1 protein-coding gene is annotated in these 3,486 nt (G+C 41.8%); it reads left to right on the top strand.

Translation table 11 applies throughout. The features are described from left to right. Positions 1 to 412 precede the first annotated feature (412 nt). Positions 413 to 3,397: a Tn3-like element ISKox2 family transposase gene (locus L652_RS0108950; RefSeq protein ID WP_008126957.1), complete on the top strand. Its 2,985-nt coding sequence runs from the start codon at positions 413 to 415 to the stop codon at positions 3,395 to 3,397. Positions 3,398 to 3,486 lie beyond the last annotated feature (89 nt).

Below are 3,486 nucleotides of genomic sequence, written 5' to 3' on the forward strand. Positions count from 1 at the left end.
TCCATGCCGAACTCAGTAGTGAAACGAAACAGCGCCGATGATAGTGTAGCATTTGCTATGTGAAAGTAGGACATTACCAGGCTTCAAATTGTAGAGAGCCCGACTAGAAATAGTCGGGCTTTTTTACGTCTGCAGAAAAGTAAAATACGCGCAATTAACACACTCACATCAACACCTATCACGTAGGTCGGGCGAGCACAGCGACTCAAGACACAAAGAGAGTGTAGCATTTCACTGTGACCCTCCACCGCTGTGGGCACTACGACATCACAAGGGGGTTCTAGGGATTTTCCCCTCTAAAGTAACATAAATCGCCATACTCACCATATTTAAAGGCATACAAAGGTGGGTTACTTCTCCAAAGTATGGCAAATTATGAGGTTAACAACCCCTTAAACTTAATTTAATTCCTATGGCTATAAAAAACGAACTATCAATTCTTACCAAAGCTGAGCAGCTTGATCTATATTCTCCGCCGCTATTATCACTTGAACAACAACGATTGTATTTTACGCCAAACGAGATCGAGTTAACAGAGTTGAAAAGTATTCGCCTAAGGAACCACCGATGCTATTTCATTGCGTTATTAGGGTATTTTAAGTCTAAGCCTGTGATTCTTTCACCTAGCTTTAACCTCATCTTTGACGATATGCAGTTTATTTCAACGCAAGTTCAAGGAGGCAAAGGGATCAGGCCTTTCAGCATTAATAAGATGCAGCGTGACCGTATATATCAAAGAATACTGAGGTTATTAAACTATCAGAAATGGGACGAAAGTCTGCACTTTGCGCCGCTGTACGAACATCTTGTTATGGTCGGCAAAGCTTGGCTTGAGCCTCGTTATCTATTCGATGCAGCCGCTGAATATCTAGCAACGCATAGAATTGCCATCCCTAAATATACTGTCTTACAAAAGCTTATCAGTCGTGTTATCCAACAGGTCAAGAAGGCGTTAAATAATAAGCTTCGTATTCATGTTTCATCTGAACTACACGGATTTCTAAATACTATTATCGATGACAAAGATGGGCTCTCCTTAAGCCAGCTTCGAGCCGGTGCAAAAAGCGTTATGGTGACAGAGCTAAAAAAAGAACTGACGGTGTATCATCAGTTACAGCCTTATACAAGACAGATTGATAATGCTGTTAAGGGCTTAGCCTTATCGTCTAAAAACCAACAACACTTCGGTGAAATGGTGGATTATTATGGCAGTAAACTAAAACGCTTTAAGCGTCCACAGCAACACCTATGGTTGCTGTGTTTTCTGACTCAACGCATACGGCAAAGCCTAGAGCGATTGGCTGATGGGTTTATTCATCATATCCGTAAACAACAAGAAGCTGCGCATGCGTTTGCCCAACAGGCAGTGTTTGACTCATGGAGGTCAGCTGCAGACAATGTCACCAAAGCCGCAGAATTACTGCATCTGTTTGTTGATGACAGTATCGACGATAATCAACCATTTGCAACGGTTAGGCAACAAGCATTAAGTGTAATGAATAACCAAGATATAGAAACGCTATGCCTGTACTTAAAAAAGCAAAAACGCACGGTAGAAGAATATCAATGGCAATATTATGATGATCAAAACGGGTTAATTGAGCAGTTATTAAGGCCCGTGTTTCTATGTCTTGAATGCCAAGCAGGTAAAGGCTCAGAAGCATTAGTGACCCAGCTCAAAACCACAAAAACAGAACTATTAGCAGGTAATACATTGCAAACAATGGATAGTACACTTATCCAACAAAAACATCGTCCATGGTTAATTAACAAGGATGTTGTTCATCCACAGCGATACGAATGGTTGCTTTACCGTCAACTGGCTTCTCGGCTTAATGGTCGAATTTACTTATCAAACGTCACTAAATATCGTGCGCTAGAAGACGACTTAATTGCATCGTCAATACAGCCTGATCTATTGGCATCATCAACATTGGAAAAGCTAAAGCAGCCGATTCAGAAGCTACTGCAAGTAAAACAAATACGCTTAACAACATCCCTAGAAGATGTTGCTCGTCACATTGATAATGGTGATAACCGCAATGTGATCATGAAGAGCCGAAGTGGCACACGATGGCGACTGCCAGTTAAAGGCTCCCAATCACTTGTCAACAACCCTTTCTTTAAACAAATGATCCCCGTCAGTATTGCTGATGTGTTGCGTTATGTTGAACAAGAAACCAACTTTATGCAATGCTTCGCACACGTGCTGCCAATACAAAAACAAGTAGGCGCCAATCAGGATGATTTATTGGCTATTCTAATTGCGAATGCGACACATCGCGGCGTATATGGGATGGCACAAATATCTGATCGCAGTTATGAGCATCTAAGCACTATACAAGCTAATTATATTAGGCCTGAAACCTTGCAAGAGGCTAGTGATATCATCAATAACGCAGTAGCGGCACTCCCTATTTTCCGCCACTATCACATCCAAGAAGACGTCCTGCACGCCAGTACCGATGGGCAAAAATTTGAAACTCACCTTGAGACTTTTAAAACTCGCTACTCCTCGAAATACTTCGGCACCAACAAAGGTATTACGGCCATGACGTTAGTTGCCAATCATAGTGCGTTAAATGCCCGTATCATAGGATCTAATGAGCATGAGTCCCATTATATTTACGACTTACTACAATCTAATACTAGTGATCTTAAGCCAGATGTCCTCTCAACCGACACCCATGGTGTTAATCATGTTAATTATGCCTTATTGGATTTATGCGGTTATAGTTTTGCGCCTAGGTATGCTCAGTTCACCAGTGTGATCAATGACCTATTTAACGTAACTGAAAGCGACGACGGAAACACGCATCTGGCGCTGAAAAAGCCGATAAAAATGAATGTGATTGAAGAAGGCTGGCAGGATATTCAGCGTATTGTGTTATCCCTTCAAGAAAAACGCACAACACAGGCATTGCTAGTACGCAAATTATCTGGTTATCCATCTAGACACCCTATATTACAAGCATTAACGGAATATAATAGACTCATCAAAGCCCAATATTTACTTGATTATATTGATGATGCAAGTCTGCGCCAATATGTTCAACGAGCACTGAACCGAGGCGAAGCCTGGCATTTCCTCAGGCGAGCTATTGCATCGGTCAATCGTGACCAGTTCCGTGGAAAAAACGAATCAGAAATAGTCGTCTGGAACGAGTGTGCCCGTTTGACGGCAAATGCTATTATCTACTTTAACTCGATGATCCTAAGTCATCTATTACTGCACTTTGAAGAAGTTGGTGACGAGGAAAAAGCAGCAATAACTCGACAAGTATCACCCGTTGCATGGCAGAACATTAATCTGAGCGGCACTTATCAGTTCGCTAGTAACCGCAAACTACCTGATTTACAGGAAATAACTAGGCCTATTGTTGAAAATGAAGTCTAAAATGAAAGGTAACCCAGCTCCACAAGCCATTAACTGCGAGGGTTGTGGCGATTTATGTTACTTTAGAGGGGAAAATCCCTAGAACCCCA

It is taken from the genome of Pseudoalteromonas sp. TB25 (assembly GCF_000497995.1).
GTDB lineage: Bacteria > Pseudomonadota > Gammaproteobacteria > Enterobacterales > Alteromonadaceae > Pseudoalteromonas > Pseudoalteromonas distincta.